Below are 18,442 nucleotides of genomic sequence, written 5' to 3' on the forward strand. Positions count from 1 at the left end.
CGATTCAAAACCCCGCCCCTCTGCGACAACGGTGTGCCGCACGCCGCAGAGGGACACGGATTTACGGCTTGATTTCGACGTTATCCAACGCCCGATTCACCGCCAACTCGGCCAACATCACCACCTGCGCAATGCCTAGCGCGGTTTTCCGGCGCGTGTTGTCCAGCGTCGCGGCAAAATTGTTGAGCATCTCCGAGGCAGAACCCAGGGTTTCGCTGGCATTGGCCAACAGGGATTCCGAGTCGTACTTCGGATTAGCGAAGTACATGCGTTCAGGCTCGTCGGTGTCGGCAATGTTCTGGCTGGCGGGAAGGAGATAGTGATCGAGCGCGCGGTCGGCGGCTTCCTTGAGCTTTTGGGGTCGAGGGCCGGGTCGTGGGGGATTGAATCGGTTGCTGGTGGGTTGGGTGTAATTTTGAACATAGATGAAACTCCAGGTAAGACATAAGGAGCTATCAGCCTCGCTACCAAACGAAGGGTGGGGGCCATACGCAGGTTGGTAGACCGGTTACCTGGAGCAAAAGCCCGGCGCATCCGAGGACGCCCTACGCATGACCACCATAAAAACAGCCCCCAAGAAAGGCGCTGTGCTGGGATGACGCAATGCATCAATGCTGCGGGTCTACCAAACCCGATCACTGTTTTTCAGTGACCCAGGAACAATAGAACCCGCGAGCTAGAGGCACAAGCCGGCGGATTCTGTCTTAGGTGTAGGGCGTGGCGCAAGGTGTTGTAGGCCTAAGCGCCCTCAACATAGACCACATTAAACGCCAGCGATTTGGTCGTTTAAATGAAAAGGATACCCGACGTTGAAAAATATATTATAGATACAAGCGCCAAAAGATTTACACAAGACCAATAAAAAGGTAGATGTGCCTACAACAACGGAAGAATTGTTGCTAGTTAGTGTGGATTGCTAGTTTTGTAGCGATGCTTTTGGGAAAGCGCAAATTCGTGTTGGTACTTTTCATGTTTTTCATAAAGTGAAAATAAATCATCAGCCAGAGCCCTCTCTACCTTTCTACCTCCAGTTGCGTGCTCTAGCGCACGCCAACAAAGAAAAAGCAGAGTAGTTTGCTGAACGGCAAGCCGAGCGAAGTGAGCTCGTTCCATCAAACACCTTTCTTCTGGCTCCCGGGTGACTCTATCGTACATGAAATCCATAGCGGTTTGATCCGCATGAATTAGATGGCTACTAATACCATAACTGTGTAACAACGAATCATAACGGGTCAGATCAAGTGTTGGTTCCTTTACCTTTTCGAGAACTCTAACCATCTGTGAAAATGACCATTTCTGATTCAGTATTTGTCGCTTTGTTTTTGGCCATCTAGAGCGAAGTTCTGCCTCCCTATCTGCATCCAATGCCGCTCCATTGAATAACATCGCCGAATTAGCATTAATAGAATTTCTACCAGCAGCCCTAGCTTTTTCGGCGCGCTGGATATCCTCAATTTCCTTTAAAAACACCGTACACTCAATAATTCTTTCACCTCGCTCTGGCTGTGAAGCAATACTAACAAACAAGAAGCGTGTGGCACACTCGAGAGCCGATCGCATCACAATATCGCTATCCCAAAGCTTATTTTGTTGAAGCAATATATTTACGGCTTGGCATCTAGATGCGTATTAGTGCATTTGAGCTCCAGTAAATCTCGCGTATTCTGCGTCGATCTCCCGGCAGTTTTCAATAGAATGTGCGAATACATCTCTAACTTTTGAGTAGACCAAAATGGAGTCGTGAAGAAGACGCTGGATATGCAGATACCTTTTATTGTGGAGAATAGAGAATCACGAAAAATGGAGATACACAGAACAATAGGAGAATTTATCTTTTCAAGCTCTAGTTCAAAAAATAAAAAAGGCCCGCATATTGGGCCTTTCGAACAAACAAACGCTAGAAACGCTTGGCTATTGTTGCAACTTGCATTGCATCCTCCGCCTTTTTAGTTTCGTCACCATCCCGCCAATAAACCTCCCCACCAAAATAAGAAATATCCTGCTGAGGTTTTATGGTAATTACAATTACGCCAAGCCCAAAGTACGAATTATAGTCCATACTCGATAAAACAGACATTTTTAGGGAATCAGAAAGCTTTGAATCAGCAATTGAACGTTTCCAACGCGAATAATATTCCTCAACGCTGATTTCGAGCTGTTTGGCTTCTCGGGCGATCCCTACCACGAAACGATGCCCTACTTTAGCAGGAACAATGCTATCCAAACGCGCGACCTTGTCCGCATCAGCCTTCTTGTCAGTGACACCAAGAATTAGTTTCCCCATTTGCTTTGGGCCGTTATTTGCGATAGCACAGATTGTTTTTAAAACTTTGGCAATAAGATTCTTGTCAACCTTCCGTTCTGTACCGAGCGAGAGCATCCCTTGTTTCAATTCATAATTTGGAAGCTCAATTTCCGAGCGTTTGATGAGAGCGTCAATATCAGCAGTAGCATGATCTCCATAAATCGGCTCAAACTCGCCAGCATCCACAAAGAAATTATCAATTAACATTTTAATAGTATTAACGTTAATTCTTCGCTCTTGAGGCGACGTAGATTTTTTACTAGTTTCAACTCGCTCGTTCAAATTGGTGATGATCTTCCTTATTCCGGCGTAGTCAGAAATCCTCTTTTTCTCTTTAAAAACCAACTCATGAAAAGCAATCATAATTACGGCAAAAAACGAAGGAAACGCGTTAGTCGTCTTCGTTTTAAATACAATATTTCTCAATTTGTTAGCCGGGGCGACGTGACACACTTTCAATATTTCGTCTGTGCAATGCTTGAATTCTTTCGCAAAACGCTCTGCCCCATAAACCTCCATCGCATTCATTATTTGATTGCTTTCAGCAGTCTCAAAATTATATATTTTATCTAGAGCATCTTTGGATCTCTCGATCAAATCCGGCCCTACTATGCAAGCAGCAATGTCGGCGATACATTGTTCATCCATGCTATCTCGAAGATCTGTCGACTTCAAAATCCCTTGATTCACCCAAAATACTTCATCAGCCTGAATTTCGTAACCATGCTTGGTTTTCGGCAAGTCAATACTAATAGCCGGCATTGCACGTAACACTAACGTATCAGAAGACTCATCTCCTCTTAAGGTACATGCAATCAAACGCACCATGTTCGAAAAATCGTTTTGCACCCCTGCTTGTCGCCGCTCTTGATCACTTAGTCGGTGTCCATAAGTGTTGATGCGATCAAAAACATCATTAATTTCTGCATCTGTAGCTTGACGCATCACCGATAAGGCCAAGGGGTAATCGAGTAGGGTGCTGACCTGTTTCTGCGTAATATATTCATCAGCGGTTTCGGCAACAAAATCACCATCTACTGAATATGCAAGAGCGGTAGGAAAGAAATTCAGATCAAAAAGCTCTCCCTCAAGCGTGGGGAATGAGGTCTCAATAAACGAAACGATGGCGTGCAGGCGCTGCAATCCGTCAATAATCTCGTAAGTTCCTGCTTCCTCTTCCCGCTCTGCTATCAAAATTGCTGGGATTGGATATTTTTTCAGGATGGATTCTACAAGCTTCTGTTTTTCCTCTAGCGTCCATACTAACTTTCGTTGATAGCGTCTATTCACGTACAACTTATCTTCTCGATACCATGTATAAACAGATTGGATCGGAGTCTGTTGCGAAGCTAATTCTGCCATTGCCATCCCATGCCTTTTTTTATCTGAACAAAGGTAATATCAATATCGATGCCGAGCATAGTGAAAAAAACAATCTTCGCCAAGCAAAAACGATATTCGTCAAGCCCGTGAATGCTGAACCGCTTGCACACTAAATTTTGCAAAACCTATAGCATTATTGCTCTCACTTCGGACCGTACTTTTTCGCAATGACGGCGCAATAGAACAGGAAGCTAATTTACATCCCCCCATTCATCCATTCGTGGTCATCAGAAGTCCTCCTATCTCGACTCACTCAAGCCTCTCCCCACCGATCCTGATAAACTCCCCCACCTTCGCCCCTCTGATCCAGATTCCCCCAATGCCTCTACAACCCGCCCCACTCTCCCGCCGCTTCAGCGTCGCACCGATGATGGATTGGACCGATAGACATTGCCGCTTCTTCCTACGCCTACTATCCAAACAAGCTCTTCTCTACACCGAGATGGTCACCACCGGCGCGCTGCTCAACGGCGATCACGACCGTTTCCTACGCCACAACGAAGCCGAACACCCGTTAGCCCTGCAACTCGGCGGCAGCGTCCCCCTCGACCTGGCCGCTTGCGCACGCATGGCTCAGGACCACGGCTACGACGAGGTAAACCTGAATGTCGGCTGCCCGAGTGATCGGGTGCAGAACAACATGATTGGCGCGGTGTTGATGGGGCATCCGCAGTTGGTGGCCGATTGTGTGAAGGCGATGCGCGATGCCGTGTCGATTCCGGTGACGGTGAAGCATCGGATCGGGATTAATGGGCGGGACAGTTACGAGCAGTTGTGTGATTTCGTCGGCACGGTTCGGGATGCCGGGTGCACGAGTTTTACGGTGCATGCGCGGATTGCGATTCTGGAGGGGTTATCGCCGAAGGAGAATCGGGACATTCCGCCGCTGCGCTATGACGTGGCGGCGCAGTTGAAGAAGGATTTCCCGGAGTTGGAGATTATTCTCAACGGCGGGATCAAGACGCTGGAGGCCTGTCACGAGCATTTGCAGACGTTTGACGGCGTGATGCTGGGCCGTGAGGCGTATCACAATCCTTATGTGATGGCTGAGGTGGATCAGCAGTTGTTCGGCAGTACGGCGCCAGTGATCACCCGGGCCGAGGCACTGGCGCAGCTGCGACCTTATATAGCCGCGCACATCGATGCAGGCGGTTCGATGCACCATATCACTCGGCATGTGCTCGGGCTGGGCACCGGTTTTCCGGGGGCGCGCAAGTTTCGGCAGTTGTTGTCGGTGGATATTCACAAGGCTAAAGAGCCTTTGGCATTGCTGGATCAGGCGGCGGAGTTGCTTGAGGGGCGTTGATTGAAGGTTTGAATAGGCGGGCAATGCATGAGCGTTGCCCGTAGTTTTGTTTTGCTGACAGGATGTCTTTTGGGTATGCCCGCGTTTAACTTCTCCGGTTTCAAGCGTTACGCCTTTCTCGCCTTGTTTAGCCTTACCTCCAATGCTTATGCGCATTGCGATGGCTTTTGCATGGGCCAAACCGAGACGCCGTGGCAAGTTACGCAGTTTTCCGGCTTTTCGATCATGGTGCTGTTGCTGACGCCCTTCTCGGCGACCAATAACACCACCGAAAGCTTTAAACGCGTTTACTCCGCTGAAGAGCTGGAGGACGCGCGTCTCTACCTTGCCAGTGACGGCATGCTGCAGGCCGCGTACTTCACGTCAGCGTTACAGCGTTTTCGCCAGGAGTCGCCCGACAGCGAGTTAAACGACCTCGCCGTCGCCGCGTTGATCAGCAGTCAGTAATCAGCTTGCCGCTGCTGCCGTCCAGTTGACCCAACCGAACGCCCACGTTGCCAGAATCAGCAAGCCGAACGCGATCCGATACCAGGCGAACGCGGCGTAGCTGTGGTTGGCAATAAACTTCAGCAACCCGCGCACGGCGATCATGGCGAAGATGAATGCGGTGACGAAGCCGAGGGCGAAGACCGGCAGGTCGCTGTGCTGGAACAGGTCACGGTATTTGTAGCCGGAATACACGGCGGCGCCGACCATGGTCGGCATGGCGAGGAAGAACGAGAACTCAGTGGCGGCTTTGCGCGACAGGCCGAAGAGCAGGCCGCCGATGATGGTCGAACCGGAGCGCGAGGTACCGGGAATCATCGCCAGGCATTGTACGAAACCGACCTTCAGTGCGTGGGACCAGCGCATGTCGTCGACGTGTTCGACGCTGATCACATGATTGCGCTGTTCGGCCCACAGCATGATGATGCCGCCGACCACCAAGGCCACGGCGACGGTGATCGGGTTAAACAGGTATTCGTGGATGGCGTCCGCGAATAACACGCCCAACACCACGGCGGGCAGAAAGGCGATCAGCAAGTTCAGGGTGAAGCGTTGCGCATTACGCTCGGTGGGCAGGCCTTTGACGATGTCGATGATCTTTGGTCGAAACTCCCAGACGACGGCAAGGATGGCACCCAGTTGAATAATGATGTTGAAGGCCATGGCGCGTTCACCGCCAAAGTCGAGCAAGTCGGCGACGATGATCTGGTGACCGGTACTTGAGATGGGCAGGAACTCGGTCAGGCCTTCTACTGCACCTAATATCAACACCTGAAAAAGAGTCCAGAAATCCATTAATCCTCCGTCAGAGCGCTCTTGGCGAGCGACCGGGCTATAACACTCAGGGGTTGAGTATCAGAAGTTAAACAATTGGTTTATTTGAAGATCAAAAGATCGCAGGCTGCGCCAGCTCCTGCACGAGAACGCATTCCCCTGTAGGAGCTGCCGAAGGCTGCGATCTTTTGACTTTGAAAGAATAGGGCTTATGAATTGCCACACTCAAGCCATGTTAGTAATCGTCGGCTGACGATCTAAACGAAGAATATTTAGGCCTTGCGCAGAAAAAACTTGCCCCGCCAACAAACTGTGATCAATATCACACTATTCAGAGATGGCCAGACAGTGGCAAAAGGACATAAACAAAGCCATCGCAATAGACTCAAAATAGTGGCACCATTGCATATAGCCACCATCTAGTGACTAGTTCACCACCCCGAGAAAATCAACTAAAAGCTTGAAAAGCTTATTTATTGTTAGAAAACTCGGGAGACACGTCTAAAATCCGCGTAAATGTTACCAATTGTCAGTCACAGATGAGAACCGGTGCTTTAACATCCCGACGTCAGCACTAATTCGAGTCAATGCATGATGCTCTCAGGGAACTTAGCGACTAGAAGCCCGCGCCCGACAAACGACGAACCCGGTGTTCTCACTTTGGGTCGTACCCGTGGCGTGGCTGAACATTTTAGAGCGCTGGTCGCCAAGCACGTGCGAACTGATATGGCACTTGAGGCCGATGCGTACGCTAGTTCATATCAGCACAATGAACACTCTGGTTCGTATCGCGCCATCTTCCTCGTCATCGACAGCCCACAGGCCCTCGAAGACAATCTCGCGCTGGTGGAGAACCTGCGCAGCGATAACTTGAAACCGATCATTTGCGCGGTCATTACCGGGCGAGGCGCCTTCAACAAGATCAAATACTATCTTGCCGGGGCGGATGTCTGTATCAAGCTCAATACCCTTTCCGATGATGGCGCCGACTTGCTGGGCGAGTTCTTCAACAGTGAAGAATGGCAACGCGAGATCAACCTGACGCTTGATCCGACACGCATCTGCTTGATGGATGCCAGCCGGAAACTCGACATCTCATTTGCCGAGATGAAGATCCTGGAAGCGTTTGCGCAAACCGGTAATCACATTCTCAGCCATGATGAAATCGCAGGCATCATGGGGCTCAATACCAATTTCTACGACCCTCGAGCGCTGGAAAAATCGATCAGTCGCTTGCGTGGAAAAATCAAGGACATGTATGGTACAAACGCGATTCAGAGTATCCGCGGTTATGGCTATCGCCTGCTGCGGGGTCTGATATCGACTGCCTGACTCAAGGGCAGCCACCTTTTGCATACGTACGAAGGATCGTCTGATGCAACCATATAGCCCTAGTTGTACTTCAAGCCTACCTATAAAAAAGCAATTGAATGAGCGCGACACCATAACAATAAACTTAACAACATAGCAGCAGATCGAGTGGAACTTATCGAGGGCCATTTCGGGCCCAGACCCTGCCTGTCGATTACTTCCAAGGAAGCAATTGCTCGCCTGCCGATTTACCTTTTAGCCAATTTTTGGTACGCAGTTAAGGAGAGAGACATGGAAACTAGTACAACCCTCCCCAGAAAATATTTTGTCGTCGTGACTCACAGTACAACGTCCCAGCGCGAACTTGAGAACCTCTTGTCCAGCGAGCGCTTCAATTCATTTGGCACGTCTCAGGCGCAAATGTTTGTTGAAGGTGTTGCTTCGCCCTCCTCCACTCCGATGGTGATGGAGTTCACATATCCCAGCGTCAGTCGAAAGAACGTCGCCCGCAGTATTGAACATGATACCCAGCGAATATTGGCCACTCTTGAGTCCGAATGGCTGGCCGCACAATCGACCAATCCTTTCCAGAGCATTCCGGTCATAACCGGCGAAAGCCAGACACCAGTGGCCATCGAAGCTGATATGCCTGCCAGCGAAACCTGGCATCTCGATGATGATCAGGGCGCACTGGTAAAAGACGATGTCGAGATCAGCCTTACGGGCCTGGAAACAGCGCTGGTCAGAAAAATGCTCAACCATGAAGAGCGTGTTGTCAGCCGCGACGATTTGATTCTGAGCATCGGTCGAGAGCCGGAACAATACCGTGGCCTGGAAATGTGCCTGAGTCGCCTGCAGGACAAATTCAAAAGCGCGAGTAACGGTGAGCGATTGTTTCGCGCCGTCAGAAATCGCGGTTACTGCTTGATCCAGGAAATCGTCGCGTAATCTCACCCGACACCTGCGAACACAACAAACAGAAAAAAGTGCGATTATAAAAACAACAAGAGCACTCTGTTTGGCTACACCTCCCTCATCAAGATTCCAACTCCCTGCTTCGACCCCTCCAACAGTAACAAATACAACATCATTTATTCACCCTTTGCTCTGCGACCATTTCTAACACTCTAATATTTAATTATTAAAAAGTTGGCACTTTGCCATCTTGTTAGAACTCGTCAGACACCATCCCCGCCAATAAATTAGTCTATTGACTGACGACAGTTCGACCTCTCGACGTTGTTACCTCAGGACACTTTCTACAACAAAAACAATAAGTCTTCCTAACAACTCGGCTTTCAACTGTTGAAACCTGAATGGACGTCTTTTGGGGATATCGTATGGATCTTTCTCTTAGTATCAATCGAAACACGGGCCTCAAGGGACTGACCTTTTGGGGCCAATGGGCGCTGGCACAGGGCTTTGTTGTAACTCTGTTGTTCATACTCGCTGAACAGCACACCGGAACCGTCGCGTTCTACTACAGAATGTGCGCAACACTGGCGGTACTGGCCTCGGTGCCGGCTTACACCTTTAGCGGTGTTTATCGAAAACGTGACAATTATCTGACTGGCCTGGGTCGCCTGTTCATGGGTTGGGCGATGACCATGGCGGCACTGGCGTTCATTGCCTTTGTCTGCAAGGCCGATGAGTTGTTTTCGCGGCAAGTGATCCTGAGCTGGGCGGTGTACGGTTTCCTCGGTCAGGCACTGTTGTATGCGCCGCTGCATGCGTTTTCGAAGTTCTATCAGCGCTCGCGTAAAAGCGAGCACAAGACCCTGATTGTCGGGACAGGCGAACTGGCGCTGGGCTTGGCGAAGAAGCTCAGCCAACTGGAAAACCTGCCGTTGGTAGGGTTGGTCAGTAACGGCGATGTGCCTTCGCTGAACGCGGATGCACCACGCATTGTTGGCGATCAGGAAGCGTTGCTGGAGCTGATCGAGGCGCATGACATCCGCCGCTTGTACATCACCCTGCCGCTGTGCGAAGCGGCGAAGATCGAAGCGATGTACATCGATCTGCTGGGCGCCAATGTCGACGTGGTCTGGGTGCCGGATCTGAACGCGCTGACGCTGCTCAATCACTCGGTGAAAGTCGTGGATGGCCTGCCGGCGATCTACTTGAACGAAAGCCCACTGACCAGCCGCCCGACGGCTGCGCTGAGCAAAAGTCTGGTGGAAAAAACCGTGGCCCTGCTGGCGATCATTGCGTTGAGTCCGGTGCTGGCGATCATTGCGCTAGCGGTGAAAATCTCCTCTCCCGGCCCGGTCATCTTCAAACAGGAGCGCCACGGCTGGAATGGCAAGATCATCAAGGTCTGGAAGTTTCGCTCCATGCGCCTGCACGATGATCACGAGGTCCAACAGGCCAGCCGTCAGGACACTCGCATTACACCGATCGGGCGCTTTATACGGCGCACCTCCATCGATGAATTGCCGCAGTTCTTCAATGTTCTGCAAGGGCATATGGCGTTGGTCGGACCTCGTCCGCATGCCGTCGCCCATAACGACTACTACACCGGCAAAATTCGCGCATACATGGCGCGCCATCGGATCAAACCGGGCATCACCGGGCTTGCGCAGATCAGTGGCTGCCGCGGCGAAACCGAGACCATCGACAAGATGCAAAAACGCGTGGAAATCGACCTCAACTACATCAACAACTGGTCGTTGTGGCTTGATATCAAGATTCTGATCAAGACGCCCTTCACGCTGTTTTCCAAGGATATTTACTGAGATCGAAGTTGCACTGCGCAGGGGGACGAAAGTCCCCTTTTTGTGCCTGGGATTTGGGCTCGACGCACAAGCCTGTGGGAGCTGGCTTGCCAGCGATGGCGGTGGGTCAGGCGACATCAATGTTGAATGTGCCGGCCTCATCGCTGGCAAGCCAGCTCCCACAGGGATTTGGGCGTGGTGTGGATTCTGGTTCCTCCTCATAACGACTGCGGTGGGTCAGGCACCAGGGATGTCGACTGCTCGGACGCCTTCGCGAGCAGGCTCACTCCTACAGGGGATTTGGGGTTGGTTCGGGATTTGTGGCGTGACAAATAACCAATGTGGGAGCTGGCTTGCTTGCGATGGCGGAGTGTCAGCCGACATTGATGTGGGATGTGAAACCGCTTTCGCGAGCAAGCCCGCTCCCACAGGGATTTGGGCGTGGTGTGGATTCTGGTTCCTCCGCATAACGACTGCGGTGGGTCAGGCAACAGGGATGTCGACTGCTCGGACGCTATCGCGAGCAGGCTCACTCCTACAGGGGATTTGTGGTTGGCTGAGGATCTGTGACGTGACAGATGGCCAATGTGGGAGCGAGCCTGCTCGCGAAAGCGCTGGGTCAGGCAACGATGATGCTGACTGTGTCGACGCCTTCGCGAGCAGGCTCGCTCCCACAGGTTACGGGTGTGCCTGAAGGATCGAGCGTTACTCGGTGATCTTCTCGAAGTTGCGGTAGAACATGTCGCCTTCGCGGCTGTCGGTCATGGAGTGCAGCTGGAAGCTGCGGTTGAGGCGTGCGCCACCGTCACGGGTCAGCGGTGCCCACACCAGGTTGGCGCGGCGCATGGTCGACATGCTCATCATTTCGTCGAACGGAATCGACAGATACAGGCCCTTGTCGAAACTACCCTCGCCATACTCGGCACTGCCTGCGGTGGTGATCGTCGCCCAGGCGCCAAAGCGCACGCCATTGAAAAACTCGCGCGAAATGTCGACCGTCCCGCCCCAATCCCCGGCCAGATAACGTCCCACGCTGACGGCCGCCAACGTATCGAACGGCAAATCCGTATACCCGGTGATATGCCCGGTCACCACCGAGTAATCGCGCAGCGCAAACCCTTGATCAAAATCACGCTGGCGCACCCAGTTGATATCCGCGCCCACCGACCAGCGTTCACCGGTCGGCCGGAACAACACCTCGCCGCCCACACCGGCAAACATCGACTCCAGATAACCGCCATACACCATGCCATACAGGTCTTTATCCAACTGCTCGGCGTGGCTGACCTGGAACAGCGGCATGGTCGTATTGGACGTGGTCAGGTACTGACGCAAATCCGTGCGCACACGCGGCAAACCGCTCGGCGCGTCGTAGGTGAATTTGTCGAAGTTGTTGACCAGGTTGGCACTGAGCAACCCGTTCCACCAGGTGTTGCGATTGAAACGGTACTCGGCGTCGGCGTCGGCAGTGAATTGATAGAGCAAACCATCCGGGCCACCGACGTTCTGCTTGAAACCCAGCCCCACGCCATAACTGAAGTGTTGCGGCGCTTCGGTGTAGAGGGTTTTCTCGTTGTGCGGCATCGCCGGGTTGATCTCGGTGGTGCGGTGCAGCGACTCCAGCGGTTCCTCGTTGTTGATCACTTCGCGGAAGGTCTGGCGCGGCACGCTGGTCTCTTCCAGCGGCAGGTCGTAGCGCTTGTTGACCACGGTGAACCAGTCGATATCGTCGTTGACGCTGTTGTCGAGGATCCGGCTCGCCCGGCCAACAGCCTTCGGCGCGTGGAAGTAACGCTGCTGCTCGCCATAGACGATCAGCTCGGAATCACGCTGAGCAATGCGCTCGACTTTGTAGCCGGCATTCTGCTGCAAGCGCTGCGATACGTTGGCCCAATCGACCTGCTCCATCGAGGTGGTCGGCATCTTTGCCGGCAGCGGCTCGGGTGTCGGATCGTAGGTCTTGGCCGGCGCCTTGCGGCTGACGAAATTGGTGTGGAACGTCACGCCGAACATCGCCGTGTTGCCCCGCTCCCACGCCGCACTGAGGTCGATCGAATCAGTCACCTTGAACATCGCACCGAAGTTGATCGGCGAGTCCTGATTGATGATGTTGTCTTTGGGCTCGTGCTTGTAGTCGTTGCCTTCGTATTCGAGTTTCAGGCTGAGGCGATCCCAGGGCGTCTGGTAACTCACGCCGCCGAAGAATGATGGCTTGCCGCGAAAGTACGAACCCGAGTTGACGTCACCGGTGCCTTCAAGGGCTGGCCGGGTATCGAAGCGATCACTGACGTAGCCCAGCGGGTTGTCGATGTCGCCGCGATTACCGAGGTAACCCCAGGCAATCCCGGCACTGAAATCGAAGTTGTCGAAGCGCTTGTTGGCGACGAAAAATTCGCTGGAGAACAAACCCGTACCGCCGACGTCTCGCATGCCCAGGGCGAAGTCGGGCAACCAGTGGCTTTCCTCCCACAGCCGGACTTTGACGTCGACCGCCTTATCCTTATAGCTTTGGCTGCCGCTCAACGCCTCGGTGCCGTACTTGCGGTTGGTGATCGCGGTGTAACGGAACGAGCCTTCCAGCCAATCGAACGGTTGCAGGGATAAGCTGTAACGCGAATAGGGGTCGGTACGACTGGCAGTGACGCTCAACTCGCCCGCCGGGGCCATCCGCGCTGTAGGGGTCTGCAATAAACCGACACCACCAAAATCACTCTGGGTGTAACGCGGTTCGCCATGAACCAATCCACAGGGAAGGAGCAAAACAGCAGCAAAACGTATCTTCAAGGGGCCACCTCAGCCAGCGGTTGCGTGGCGAGAAACTCGGCCAATTGTTGATTGAGCTCAGGGATAGGCGGATCAAGATCATCATTTTTTACCGGCACCAGAATCTTGCTGCCGGCCACGGCAAAGTGCCCGCTCTCGCGATTCCAGTGGGCAATGCCGACGCGCTGCGCAGCACCGTTGGGCTGGATCAGCCACAGGTAATCGGCTTCGGCATCGGCCAGAATCGAACAGCCTTGCAGATACTCACGGGCCTCTTGCAGCGGTTGATACGGCAAGTGGCATGGCTCGGCGACCGCGCCAAGAACCTGCACTTCATCCACCCGCGCTGGGTAGATCAGTCGATCGCCATCGTCGAGGCGGATGTTGCGCGCGAAACCCACCTCCAGCGCCACCGGATCGAGATCCGCGACCTGGCGCCCGGTGACCGGCATCTGCCGGACTTCTTCGGCGATCCGCTGCGCCAACGCTGCACGACTCGGTCTGTCGAACAACATTGCCATGCGCTGCAACACGTCGAGATCAAACAGCACGCCGACCTTGAGCCGCGTCTGCTGCTCCACCAGCGACTGACGCAACAAGGCGCCCGCCAGCCAGTAGCCTTCGGCGTTCGGTACGGCCTCGTTGATCACATCGAGCAAGCGCCCACCCACCGGCAACTCGACCGGCCCGGGATTAGCAACATCGCCCGACACGATGACGGCCGCCTGGCTGACACTCGCGACCAGCATCAGGCCCGCCGCCAATATGCTCAGGCGCATCACGGCAAGTGCCTGCGATCAGGGGTCAGTTGCACGACCTTGACGCGCAACTGCGACGTCAGTTGCTGCTCGCTCTGCAAAATGAAACCGTCACGCGGGTCGACCCAGTAACGATTGGTCGCGCTCAGGCCAATGGCCGGGGCATCAATCTGCTCATCGACACGCAGCACCGTGTACTCCTTGTCGAGAATCTGCAGGGTCTGTTCCGAACGGCGGGAAAAGCGGCTGTTAACGATCACCCCGACTTCCTGACCCTTGTAGAGATCAATCCAGCGCCGCGTGGTGAAACCGTCCACGACGTGCTGCAGACCTTGTTTGAACGGCGAGTCATCGGACAGCCGCGTACCATCGAGATCGCCTTCCAGGCCCAGGCCGATGCTGCGCACGGCGAGGCCATTACGCAGCAGCAGGACTTGTTTGCCGGAGGCGACCCAGAACTGCAGGTCTTCACGCTCACGCACCAGCGCCAGTACCCCGGAGCCGGACGGTGTGGTCAATTTGAGTTGCGGATAGTTGACCCCGGCGACTTCGGCCGGCGTTACCTCCACTTCATCCGGGCCAACGACCGCTGCCTTGAGGTTGTTCAACGAAGCACTCATCAGCGGGTTACAGCCACTCAACATCAGGGCCGCCATCAGGCAGACGCCAACTTTCAACGTGTTCACAGTCGGCGACCTTATTTGCTGTTGTTACTGTATTCGCTCCAGTTCTTCGCAGCGGAAGCGCCCGTGCCGACAATCGATGCCGAAGGCACCAATTGACTGATCAGACGGTTCCAGCGAGTCACGTTGGCAGGCCCGACATACACCACGTCCTGCGGGCGGACTTCGAAGTGCGAGGCCAGCGCCATGGCGGTCGGCGATTCGGCTTCCAGCTGATAGATCTTGGCCGGTTCGACATCGAGGTTTTCCACGCCACGAATGACGTACACCGCGTTGCCGTTGGAGGTGGTCTGGCTCAAGCCTCCGACCGAACCGAGGACATCGGTGAGGTTCATGGTCGCTGTCTTGAAACTCAGCGCGCGCGGTTGGTTGACCTCGCCCATCACGTAGATGCGCTTGTTGTCGTTGTACGGCAGATAGAGCTGGTCGCCCCCTTGAGGTAGACGTTTTGCAACTCGGAATCCTGCTGATTGAGCGAATCGAGATTCAACGGATAGGTGCGTCCGCTACGCGTCAGCAACAGCCCGGACAAATCGGCGTTGTTGGTATCGATACCGGCCGAACCGAGCGCCTCGACCACACTCAGCGGGTTGGTGGAAATTGCTTGCGGGCCGGCCTTGGCCACGGCGCCGGTGACCACCACCTTCTGGCTGGCGAAACGCAGCACAGCGACATCCACTTGTGGCTCGGCGATGAACGCCGACAGTCGCTGCTCGATGTCCGAACGCAGTTGCTGGATCGTCCGGCCGGCGGCCTGGACTTCCTTGATGAACGGGTAGTACAGCGTGCCGTCGGAACGCACCAGACGGCCGTTGGCATCGATCTGTTGTTGCGCGCCCGAGGGTGCGGTCAGCTCAGGGTGATCCCACACCGTGATGTACAGGACATCATTGTTGCCAATACGGTATTCGGCAGGTGTCACCAACAGCTCCGCCGGCAACGACTCACGCTTTTGCGTGGCGCGGTTCATGGCGATCAGCTTGGGCGTAATCGGGATCAGCTCGACCCGGCTGCTCTCACTGGCGCCCTGGCGGGTGATGCTGCCGGTGCTGAGGTATTGACCGGGGAAAACATGCAACCTTGCAAAGCGAGACTTGCCAACATTAAAAGATAAACACTACGAGTCATAATGGCACTACGCTATTCAAGGGCGAATCCAAAAACAAAGTCACCCGACTTGCGTCGGGCGACCTTGTACTGCACTAACAAATGTTCCTGTTAGTTGTGCGTGCCGGTGGTGCCGGTGGTACCCGTCGTACCGGTGGTACCGCCGTTGGCACTGCCACCACTGTTAGACGCCGCTACAGCACTGGCAACCATTGCAGTACTGGCTGCAGGCGCTTGAGAAGCCGCTACATTGCCACCTACATTGGTTACCGCTGTCAGCGGTGCTTCAGCAGCGGCAGCCCAGTTGCTCAACATCGACAACAGGGCAATTGCCATCACTTTTTTCATATCAACTCCTTTCTAACATTCGATCTGTTAAAAACTGATCTGTGCTAGAGGTGGTAGCGTTCAAGTCCGCAAAAAGCGCGAACAAGATCCGTTGTTCTTTCACAGTCTTACGCAACTGATAAAAGTCGAACGGCAGGTTTATATCTACGGACTTGCAAAAGGCATTGCCAGTGTAATTTCCCGACGTTATCTAACAACCTGACTGAAAATAACATTGGACTAAATGGCCATCATCGCAAGTAACCATTGGGATGATTTGATTGCCAGCGCCACGTGTCGGTGACCATGTCCTGCAAACTGCGCGTGGCTTTCCAGCCGAGCTCTTTGGCAGCCTTGGAGGCATCGGCCCAGCTCTCGGCGATATCACCGGAGCGGCGCGGCATCATCCGATACGGCACCGGTTGCCCACACGCCTGCTCGAACGCGTGCAGCACTTGCAACACGCTGTAGCCATCGCCGGTGCCAAGGTTCCAGGTGTGAATGCCGGTGCGTCCGGCGATCGACTGCAAGGCCTTCAAATGCCCGTCGGCGAGATCGACGACGTGGATGTAATCGCGCACACCCGTGCCGTCGACTGTGGGGTAATCGTTGCCGAAGATCGACAGCTCTTGCAGGCTGCCGACCGCTACCTGGCTGATATAAGGCACCAGATTGTTGGGAATGCCGTTGGGGTCTTCGCCCATGTGACCGCTGTCGTGAGCACCGATCGGGTTGAAGTAGCGCAGCAAAGCGATGCTCCAGCGCGGCTCAGCCTGGCTCAAGTCACGCAACACGTTCTCGACGATCAGTTTCGACTGACCGTAAGGATTGGTCGGGATACCCGTGGGGAAATCCTCGCGAATCGGCATCTGCTCAGGCTCGCCATACACGGTCGCCGAGGAACTGAACACCAGGCGAAACACCCCCGCTGCCGCCATTGCCTGACACAGCGTGATGCTGCCGCTGACGTTGGTCTCGTAGTACTCAAGCGGCTTGCGCACGCTCTCGCCGACCGCCTTCAGACCGGCAAAATGCAGCACTGCTTCAATGCTGTGCTCACGGAAAATCCGGTCAAGCAGTGCCCGGTCGCAGACATCGCCACGGATCATCCAGGCACTCTTGCCGCAGATTGTTTCAACGGCGTGCAATGCGGCTTCGCTGCTGTTGCAAAGATTATCCAGCACGACAACTTCATAACCTGCTTGCAGCAGCGCGAGTGTGGTGTGCGAGCCGATATAACCGGCGCCACCCGTAACCAGAATCTTCATAGCGAGGTCCGTCTTTGGATGAGTGACAAGTAGCGTGTCAAGCCTGACTTGCTGAAGATGTGTTGCACTCCACACAAATAAGGCGACAACAATCGAAAACAAAACTAGTTCAATGACTGGCAATAAATATTTTTGCAGGTCACACTGTATTGCCCGCTACTTATTAGCACTCCCTGTGCACTCATCACTATCAACAGATACCGACTAAAAATAACTAATAACGCACTGACCGACATCTCATAACATTGTCGGGTTAAACCGCGATGGTTGATTGCCATTAACAACCTGACTCAGGTATTAAAGCAATCGTTCAATATGCATTGAAACTTGCACGCACTTAATTAGTGCACGCAATCGTTGCCTGTGTTCCATGACTGTCCAGGATACTTTCATGATTCGTAAATGTCTGTTCCCCGCTGCCGGCTATGGAACCCGTTTTTTACCCGCGACCAAGGCCATGCCCAAGGAAATGCTGCCGATCGTCAACAAGCCGCTGATCCAGTACGCCGTCGAGGAAGCGCGCGATGCCGGCCTGCAACATATGGCCATCGTCACCGGTCGCGGCAAGCGAGCGCTGGAAGACCATTTCGATGTCAGCTTCGAGCTGGAACATCAAATTCGCGGCACCGATAAGGAGATGTTTCTGGCCGGTACTCGGGAGCTGATCGACACCTGCAGTTTTTCCTATACCCGTCAGGTAGAGATGAAGGGCCTGGGGCACGCCATTCTCAGCGGTCGCCCGCTGATCGGTGATGAACCCTTCGCGGTGGTCCTGGCGGACGACCTGTGCCTGAACCTGGGTGGTGATGGCGTACTGGCGCAAATGCTCAAGCTCTACGAGCAGTACCGCTGTTCAATCGTGGCGATCCAGGAAGTCCCCCTCGAGCAGACTCAAAAGTACGGTGTGATTGCCGGCCAGTTGCTGAGTGAGGGCATTTATCGGGTCAGCAGCATGGTTGAGAAACCTCGTCCGGAGGACGCACCTTCCAATCTGGCAATCATCGGCCGATACATTCTGACTCCCGACATCTTTGACCTGATCGCCGACACCGAACCTGGCAAGGGCGGTGAAATCCAGATTACCGATGCGCTGATGAAACAGGCCAAGGACGGTTGTGTGCTGGCTTACAAATTCAAGGGCCGACGCTTCGATTGCGGAGGTGCCGAAGGGTATATCGAAGCGACCAATTTCTGCTTCGAAAACGTCTACCTCAAGGGCCGCTGAAACGGCTCCAGAACCCGACGCCCACTTTTCAC

Annotated in this window: 14 protein-coding genes and 2 pseudogenes; 6 read left to right on the forward strand and 10 right to left on the reverse strand. The window is 53.9% G+C overall.

The window, feature by feature from the left end; all coding sequences use genetic code 11:
• Positions 1-61: 61 nt before the first annotated feature.
• From JFT87_RS23275 to JFT87_RS23285, 3 genes and pseudogenes are all read right to left on the reverse strand, one after another.
• Positions 62-423: pseudogene (locus JFT87_RS23275) on the reverse strand (DUF6124 family protein).
• A 480-nt stretch (positions 424-903) separates the two neighbouring features.
• The gene (locus tag JFT87_RS23280) at positions 904-1,599 is read right to left on the reverse strand and encodes a hypothetical protein (protein WP_201204888.1); all 696 of its coding nucleotides are present in this window, start codon (positions 1,597-1,599) and stop codon (positions 904-906) included.
• Between the two features lie 298 nt (positions 1,600-1,897).
• Positions 1,898-3,673 (reverse strand): DUF262 domain-containing protein, encoded by a 1,776-nt coding sequence (locus tag JFT87_RS23285; RefSeq protein WP_242487292.1) that lies wholly within the window; start codon positions 3,671-3,673, stop codon positions 1,898-1,900.
• Positions 3,674-4,007: 334 nt separating this feature from the next.
• Here JFT87_RS23285 and dusA point away from each other — a divergent pair, with 334 nt between their 5' ends.
• On the forward strand, positions 4,008-4,994 hold the full coding sequence (dusA, locus tag JFT87_RS23290; RefSeq protein WP_201204891.1) for a tRNA dihydrouridine(20/20a) synthase DusA: 987 nt from the start codon (positions 4,008-4,010) through the stop codon (positions 4,992-4,994).
• Positions 4,995-5,021: 27 nt separating this feature from the next.
• Entirely contained in the window at positions 5,022-5,441 is a 420-nt protein-coding gene (locus JFT87_RS23295; protein ID WP_242487293.1) for a DUF2388 domain-containing protein, read from the forward strand.
• On the opposite strand, the gene JFT87_RS23300 is transcribed toward JFT87_RS23295, so the two are convergent.
• Entirely contained in the window at positions 5,442-6,275 is an 834-nt protein-coding gene (locus JFT87_RS23300) for an undecaprenyl-diphosphate phosphatase (protein ID WP_201204893.1), read from the reverse strand.
• Between the two features lie 570 nt (positions 6,276-6,845).
• Between JFT87_RS23300 and JFT87_RS23305 the strand changes: the two genes are divergently transcribed.
• The 3 genes from JFT87_RS23305 to JFT87_RS23315 all read left to right on the forward strand — a co-directional run bounded on the left by JFT87_RS23305 (position 6,846) and on the right by JFT87_RS23315 (position 10,300).
• Positions 6,846-7,586: a winged helix-turn-helix domain-containing protein gene (locus JFT87_RS23305; RefSeq protein WP_201204895.1), complete on the forward strand. Its 741-nt coding sequence runs from the start codon at positions 6,846-6,848 to the stop codon at positions 7,584-7,586.
• 270 nt (positions 7,587-7,856) lie between these two features.
• Complete coding sequence (locus tag JFT87_RS23310; protein ID WP_201204897.1) at positions 7,857-8,513, forward strand: winged helix-turn-helix domain-containing protein; 657 nt, start codon at positions 7,857-7,859, stop codon at positions 8,511-8,513.
• Between the two features lie 392 nt (positions 8,514-8,905).
• A complete protein-coding gene (locus JFT87_RS23315) occupies positions 8,906-10,300 on the forward strand; it encodes an undecaprenyl-phosphate glucose phosphotransferase (RefSeq protein ID WP_201204899.1) in 1,395 nt (464 codons plus the stop codon).
• Between the two features lie 684 nt (positions 10,301-10,984).
• Here JFT87_RS23315 and JFT87_RS23320 read toward each other — a convergent pair.
• The 6 genes and pseudogenes from JFT87_RS23320 to galE form a co-directional block, all read right to left on the reverse strand.
• Positions 10,985-13,063, reverse strand: a complete 2,079-nt coding sequence (locus JFT87_RS23320; protein WP_201204901.1) for a YjbH domain-containing protein — start codon at positions 13,061-13,063, stop codon at positions 10,985-10,987.
• A complete protein-coding gene (locus tag JFT87_RS23325) occupies positions 13,060-13,821 on the reverse strand; it encodes a capsule biosynthesis GfcC family protein (protein WP_201204903.1) in 762 nt (253 codons plus the stop codon). The genes JFT87_RS23320 and JFT87_RS23325 overlap by 4 nt, the downstream gene beginning before the upstream one ends.
• Complete coding sequence (locus tag JFT87_RS23330) at positions 13,821-14,486, reverse strand: YjbF family lipoprotein (protein WP_201204905.1); 666 nt, start codon at positions 14,484-14,486, stop codon at positions 13,821-13,823. Before JFT87_RS23330 ends, JFT87_RS23325 begins: the two co-directional genes overlap by 1 nt.
• 11 nt (positions 14,487-14,497) lie before the next feature.
• Positions 14,498-15,611, reverse strand: a pseudogene (locus JFT87_RS23335) (polysaccharide biosynthesis/export family protein).
• 90 nt (positions 15,612-15,701) lie between these two features.
• Positions 15,702-15,938, reverse strand: coding sequence for a hypothetical protein (locus JFT87_RS23340; protein WP_201204907.1), 237 nt, complete (start codon positions 15,936-15,938; stop codon positions 15,702-15,704).
• A 230-nt stretch (positions 15,939-16,168) separates the two neighbouring features.
• Positions 16,169-17,185 carry a UDP-glucose 4-epimerase GalE gene (gene galE, locus JFT87_RS23345; protein WP_201204909.1) on the reverse strand — a complete coding sequence of 339 codons (1,017 nt, stop codon included), beginning with the start codon at positions 17,183-17,185 and terminating at the stop codon, positions 16,169-16,171.
• A gap of 391 nt (positions 17,186-17,576) precedes the next feature.
• Between galE and galU the strand changes: the two genes are divergently transcribed.
• Positions 17,577-18,410 (forward strand): UTP--glucose-1-phosphate uridylyltransferase GalU, encoded by an 834-nt coding sequence (galU, locus tag JFT87_RS23350; RefSeq protein WP_201204911.1) that lies wholly within the window; start codon positions 17,577-17,579, stop codon positions 18,408-18,410.
• Positions 18,411-18,442 lie beyond the last annotated feature (32 nt).

It is taken from the genome of Pseudomonas sp. TH15, from assembly GCF_016651105.1.
In the GTDB taxonomy this organism is placed as follows: domain Bacteria; phylum Pseudomonadota; class Gammaproteobacteria; order Pseudomonadales; family Pseudomonadaceae; genus Aquipseudomonas.

Excerpts from the sequence above, each read along its gene's own strand:
- JFT87_RS23315 (WP_201204899.1), top strand. The coding sequence starts at position 8,906 with ATGGATCTTTCTCTTAGTATCAATCGAAACACGGGCCTCAAGGGACTG.
- JFT87_RS23325 (WP_201204903.1), bottom strand. The coding sequence starts at position 13,821 with ATGCGCCTGAGCATATTGGCGGCGGGCCTGATGCTGGTCGCGAGTGTC.
- JFT87_RS23340 (WP_201204907.1), bottom strand. The coding sequence starts at position 15,938 with ATGAAAAAAGTGATGGCAATTGCCCTGTTGTCGATGTTGAGCAACTGG.
- JFT87_RS23285 (WP_242487292.1), bottom strand. The coding sequence starts at position 3,673 with ATGGCAATGGCAGAATTAGCTTCGCAACAGACTCCGATCCAATCTGTT.
- JFT87_RS23305 (WP_201204895.1), top strand. The coding sequence starts at position 6,846 with ATGATGCTCTCAGGGAACTTAGCGACTAGAAGCCCGCGCCCGACAAAC.
- galU (WP_201204911.1), top strand. The coding sequence starts at position 17,577 with ATGATTCGTAAATGTCTGTTCCCCGCTGCCGGCTATGGAACCCGTTTT.
- JFT87_RS23310 (WP_201204897.1), top strand. The coding sequence starts at position 7,857 with ATGGAAACTAGTACAACCCTCCCCAGAAAATATTTTGTCGTCGTGACT.
- galE (WP_201204909.1), bottom strand. The coding sequence starts at position 17,185 with ATGAAGATTCTGGTTACGGGTGGCGCCGGTTATATCGGCTCGCACACC.
- JFT87_RS23295 (WP_242487293.1), top strand. The coding sequence starts at position 5,022 with ATGAGCGTTGCCCGTAGTTTTGTTTTGCTGACAGGATGTCTTTTGGGT.
- JFT87_RS23300 (WP_201204893.1), bottom strand. The coding sequence starts at position 6,275 with ATGGATTTCTGGACTCTTTTTCAGGTGTTGATATTAGGTGCAGTAGAA.
- dusA (WP_201204891.1), top strand. The coding sequence starts at position 4,008 with ATGCCTCTACAACCCGCCCCACTCTCCCGCCGCTTCAGCGTCGCACCG.